At 67.1% G+C, this 5547-nt stretch carries 5 protein-coding genes; 4 read left to right on the top strand and 1 reads right to left on the bottom strand.

Features of this window, described 5'->3' with window-relative positions:
* On the bottom strand, positions 1-923 hold a 923-nt coding region (locus VW23_RS00725; RefSeq protein WP_069907689.1), incomplete at its 3' end, for an amidase family protein.
* A gap of 345 nt (positions 924-1268) precedes the next feature.
* Between VW23_RS00725 and VW23_RS00720 the strand changes: the two genes are divergently transcribed.
* The 4 genes from VW23_RS00720 to VW23_RS00705 all read left to right on the top strand — a co-directional run.
* On the top strand, positions 1269-1958 hold the full coding sequence (locus tag VW23_RS00720) for a GntR family transcriptional regulator (protein WP_069907688.1): 690 nt from the start codon (positions 1269-1271) through the stop codon (positions 1956-1958).
* Positions 1959-2004: 46 nt separating this feature from the next.
* On the top strand, positions 2005-3153 hold the full coding sequence (locus VW23_RS00715) for a substrate-binding domain-containing protein (protein ID WP_176730293.1): 1149 nt from the start codon (positions 2005-2007) through the stop codon (positions 3151-3153).
* Between the two features lie 70 nt (positions 3154-3223).
* Entirely contained in the window at positions 3224-4741 is a 1518-nt protein-coding gene (locus VW23_RS00710) for a sugar ABC transporter ATP-binding protein (RefSeq protein WP_069907686.1), read from the top strand.
* Positions 4738-5547 (top strand): ABC transporter permease (locus tag VW23_RS00705; protein WP_069907685.1); only part of this gene is annotated, 810 nt, incomplete at its 3' end. The genes VW23_RS00710 and VW23_RS00705, both read left to right, overlap by 4 nt.

Here is a 5547-nt window from a genome sequence, read left to right as displayed (position 1 = left end):
GGGGGAACCAGCGCGGCGACCTCGGCTGCCAGCCTCTCGCGCCTGGCTTGCGCCGCCTCGTAGTCGGCGGGGCTGACGGTGGCGGCCCATTCGAGCCGTTCGCGCACCCCATCGCCGAGCCGGGGCTGGTTGGCTTCGATCCAGGGGCCGTGATCCTGCCACACCTCATAGGCCTGGATGGTGCGGAACACCTGCCGCCGGACTTCGAAGCCATGGGGCGCCATGGTGACGTCGGGGCCGCGTTCGATCACCCTCCCCAGTTGCGCCACCATGCGCTCGGTTTCGCGCGTCTCGACGTCACCGACGACGAAGGCGGCGATATCCGGCACGAAGCTGAAGCGGGTGATCGGCACCCGTGGCTGCGGCGGCAGCATCAGGGCGGCGATCTGCCGGTAGGTTGCCATGTCGCGGGCGAACCAGCCGACCGTGTCGAACGAGCGGGCCAGCGGCTGCACCCCCGTCATATCGATGGCGCCATGCGTGGTGCGCAGGCCGATGAGGCCGCAATAGGCGGCGGGGAGGCGGATCGAGCCGCCGGTATCGGTGCCGAGCGCCATGTCGGCGAGCCCGGCGGCCACCGCCACGGCCGAGCCGGAGGACGAGCCGCCGGGAATGCGGCCGGGGGCGCGCGGATTCACCGGGGTGCCGTAATGCGGGTTCTCGCCGTTCATACTGTAGGCGAACTCGTCGGTATGGGTCTTGCCGATAAGCCGCGCCCCGGCGCCGAGCAGGGTTTCGACCGCATGGGCGTTGGCCGTCTTGTTGCCGCTGGTTTGCCGCCGCAGCGGATGGCCGCCACCGGTCGGCAGCCCCACCACATCGAACAGGTCTTTGACCGCGAGGGTCAGCCCGTTGAGCGGCCCCGGCCCCGGCAGGTGGGCAACCGGGTAGTCGATGAAGGCGCCAACGGGATCGACAGCCACGAGCGGGCTCCTACTGATATTTTAGCGAACCGGGAAACAGGGCGCGAGCCGGCAGCGGTCCGCCGCCATGTGGCACGGAGCAATGCTGCGGAACGGCACAGAGCTCAGGAAATCAGGGGTCTTTCATCGCAGGCAATACCTCGCTGTCCGGCGGGATGAGGAACCCCGCTCGGTCGATTGCGATGACAACAAAAATGTTAGATGGCGGCAAGCCGAAAATTTTATGATGCAAAATCAATATGATAAATCTTATGGATGCTGCGAATCTGGAAAATTGGTGAGAATCCGCTTGCCAAGGTCCTGTCAACGGTGCTTGCCTTGGGGAACGGAAACGGGAGCGGCGGCATGACGGACGAGCGGCAGGTGAGCGACGGGGCGATCAGCAACCGGCGGTCGGATTCGGTGTTCGAGGTGCTGCTCGCCGACATCGTCAAGGTGGCGCGCCGGCCGGGCGAGCCGCTCAACAAGGACGATATCGCCACCGAACTTGGGGTGTCGCGGCAGCCGGTGACCGATGCGATCAACCGGCTGGCCGGGCTTGGGCTGGTGACGGTGATCCCGCAGGTCAATTCCTATGTGTCGCGGATTTCGCCGGCCGATGTGATCGAGAGCTCGTTCCTCCGCAGCGCCGTCGAGGCGCAGGTGGTGCACGAGCTCGCCTCGCACCCCAAAAAGCCGGTGGTCGAGCAGTTGCGCAACCAGCTCGCCATCCAGGTGAAGCTGGTGGCGGCTAACGAGGTCGATGGCTTTCACGAGGCCGATGACGCCTTCCACCGCATGCTGTCGGAACTGGCGGGCCTGCCGGGCCTGTGGGACCAGATCGCCGCGGCGCGCCTGCATCTGGTGCGGGTGCGCCGGCTCGGCCTGCCGCGCCCCGGCCGCCTCGCCATCTCCTATGCCGAGCATTCCATGGTCGTCGACGAGATCGAGGCCGGGCGGCCGCGCAAGGCCGCCAACACCATTGCCCAGCACATCCGCTACAACGAAGGCGAGCTCCGCCGCCTGCAGAAGGATCTGCCGCAATACTTCCTTTGATGTGGGCGGACCTCTCCGCCCGGGGGACATTTCACGGAGAACGCAAGTGACTAAACCTAAGTCGATGCTACGCCTTCTCGCCCTTTCGCTGCTGCTCTCGACCGGCGCCCTGGCGCCCGCCGTGGCCGGCGACCTGCCACCGGAAGCCGCCGAGCTGATGGTGCCGCTGCCGCTGTCGCCGACCGGCCAGCCGGTGGTGGGCTACCCCGATGGCGCCCCGGCCACCTTGCCGACGGCGCTGAGCTTCACCGCTGACGAGTTGGCGAAACTCAAGGCCGGCGGCTTCAAGGCCGGTATCGCCATGCAGGCGCTCGACTCGCCGTGGAACACGCTGCAGGTCGAGGCGCTGACCAAAACCCTCAAGGAGTACGGCATCGACGTTGTGGCGGTGACCGACGCCAAGCAATCGCCGACGGCTCAGGCCGACCATCTCGATGGCATGGTGGCGCAGGGCGTCGACCTGATCTTTTCGGTGCCGATCGATCCGCAGGGCCAGTCCGAGACCTACCAGCGGGTGTCGAAATCGGGCGTCAAGATCGTGTTCATGGACAACGTCGCCTACGACATGGCGCCGGGCAAGGACTACGTCACCGTCGTTGCCTCCGACAACGAGCAGAACGCGGTGTTTGCTACCGACGAGATGATCGCGGCGATGGGCGGCTCGGGCAAGGTCGCGCTGATGACCTATATCCAGGAGGCCTACTACTCGATCGCGGCGCGCGTCGCCGGCTTCGAGAAATCGGTAGCGGCGCATCCGGGGGTCGAAGTGGTGGCGCGTGAAAAGTTCACTCAGCCGCGCGAAGTGTTCGACAAGATCATCGCGGTGCTGACCGCGCATCCCGACCTCAAGGGGGTGTTCGCAGTGTGGGGCGATCCGGCGATGCAGGCGATCGCAGGGGCGGAATCGATCGGCCGCACCGACCTCATCGTCACCACCAATGATCTCGGCCCGGATTCGGCGCTCTATGTGGCGCGTGACCAGATCGTCGCCATCGGCGCGCAGCTGCCCTACGACCTCGGCATTGCCGAAGCCCAGGCCGGCGCCGCGGCTTTGCTCGGTAAGGAAGTGCCACCCTACATCTCGCTGCCCTCGCTGCGGGTGAAGAAGATCAACCTGCTGTCGGCGCTGGAACAGGTGACCAAGCAACCCGTGCCGGACGAGATCGTCAAAGCCTGCGCCGACGCCTGCTTCTGATCTCACCTTCCTGCCCCGGGGCCAGGGCGGCAGCTTGCCGGCCTGGCCTTGCCGCGAACGGAACCTCTCGATGACCGACGCCTCACCTCCACTGCTCGCCATGCGTGGCATCTCCAAAAGCTTCGGCGCCAATCCGGTGCTGAAGGGGGTGGATTTCGAGGTGCGGGCCGGCGAGGTGCATGCGCTGCTCGGTGAAAACGGCGCCGGCAAATCGACGCTGATGAAGATCCTCCTCGGCGTCCATGCCCCCGATGCCGGCGAGATCGTCCTCAACGGCAAGCGGCTAGACCATGCCAGTACCCGCTCGCGGCTCGATGCGGGCGTGGCCATGATCTTTCAGGAGCTGAGCCTCGTGCCGGCGATGAGCGTTGCCGAGAACATCTTCCTCGGCCGCGAGCCGCGGCGCTTCGGCGGCCGGGCCGATCGACGCGCCATGCAGCGCGAAGCCACAGCGCTGGCGGCGCGGCATGGCTTTGCCATCGATGCCAATGCGCGGATCGAGGACCTGACCTTTGCCGCGCGGCAGCAGGTCGAGATCCTCAAGGCCCTCTCCACCGGCGCCTCGGTGATCGTCATGGACGAGCCGACCTCGTCGCTGACGGTGCGCGAGGAGGCGGCTTTGGCCGAGACCATCGCCAACCTGCGTAAAGCCGGCATCGGCATCGTCTTCATCAGCCACCGCATGGCCGAGATCTTCCGGCTCGCCGACCGGCTGAGCGTGATGAAGGATGGCCACCTGCAGGGCCCATTCCCGATCGGCGAGGTCAGCATCCCAGAGGTGTCGCGCATGCTGGCGCGCGGCAGCGCTGCGAGCGCGGCGCCGGCCCGCGAACGCCAGCTCGGTGCTGTCACGCTCGAGGTCGAGGGGCTCGCGACGGCGCGAAAACTCCGCGATGTCAGCTTCAGCCTCCGGGCCGGCGAGATTGTCGGCATTGCCGGGCTCGTCGGCAGCGGGCGCTCGACGCTCTTGAAGGCGCTGTTCGGCCTCGTGCCTGATGCGCGCGGGGCGATCCGGCTGGGCGGCGCGGACCTCGAACGCCACGCGGCGCCGGGGCGCATTCGGGCCGGCATGGCCATGGTGCCTGAGGATCGGCGGGTCGAGGGGCTGGTGCTGCAGCATGCGCTCGGCACCAATATCGGGCTGCCCAATCTCGCCGATCTGGTTGCCGGGCTGCCGTTCATGGTGTCGCGCCGCAAGGAGCAGGCGCTGTTCCTCAGCTTTCGCGAGGCGCTCAACATCGCCTGCCGCAATGGCGATCAGTCGGCGGGCGAGCTGTCGGGCGGCAACCAGCAGAAGATCGTGTTTGCCAAATGGTTCGCCGCCAACCCGCGGCTCTTGTTGCTCGACGAGCCCACGGCCGGGGTCGACGTCAACGCCAAGGCCGAGATGCGGGCTTTGGTGCGCGAGGCGGCGGCGCGCGGCCTTGCGGTGCTGCTCGTCACCTCCGAGCTCGATGAACTCGCCGACCTCTCGGATCGCATCCTGTTCGTCGCCGATGGCCGGCTGATCGAGGGGCCGGCCGGACTCTACGGCGAGGAAACCATCCGCACGCATCTGCAGCACCTGACCGCCCTGGAGGCCGCATGACCGATAGCCTGACGCCTGCCGCGCCGCTGGCCGAGCACCCGTGGCGCGGCCGCCTGCTGCGGCTGGCGCGTGACCACATCACCTTCATCGTCTTTGCGCTGATCACCCTGTTCTTTGTGTTCTACGCGCCCAACTTCGCCTCGCTGCAGACGGCGAACGCCATCGGGCGGATCACCGCGGTGGTGTCGATCATGGCGGTCGGCATGACCATGGTGATCATGTGCCGCGAGATCGACCTGTCGGTTGGCGCCCATGCCAGCCTTGCCGCCATGCTCGGCGCCATGCTGATGGGCACCGGCATCCACCCCTGGCTCGCCATTCCGATCGTCATTGTTGGTGGAATGCTGGTGGGGCTGGTCAACGGGCTTATCGTCACCCGGCTGCGCATCCCGTCCTTCCTCGTGACGCTGGGGATGATGAGCATCCTGTCGGGCACGGCGCTCACCCTCACCAATTCGCTGCCGGTGCCGATCGGCGACCGGACGCTGGGCCAGATCATGAGCAACGGCACGCTGCTCGGGCTGCCCGCGGCGATCTGGTGGACCATCGGCTTTGCCTCGGTGGGGTTTTACATCCTCAACATCTCGGTGATCGGCCGGCACATGGCGGCGACCGGCGGCAATGAAACCGCGGCGCGGTTTTCCGGCATCAATGTCGACCGGGCCAAGATCGTCGCCTTTGCGCTCTGCGGTGGCTGCGCGGCGTTTGCCGGCTTCATGCTGGCGGGGCGGGCCTCGGCGGGCAACCCGACGGGGGGTGTCGGGGTCGAGCTGGTCGACGATCTCGCGGTTGTCATCGGAGGCACG

Origin of the sequence: Devosia insulae DS-56 (assembly GCF_000970465.2) — a bacterium.
GTDB classification, from domain to species: Bacteria; Pseudomonadota; Alphaproteobacteria; order Rhizobiales; family Devosiaceae; genus Devosia_A; species Devosia_A insulae.
Note: the sequence above shows the minus strand (reverse complement) of the source record. Positions and strands in the feature narration are given on the sequence as shown.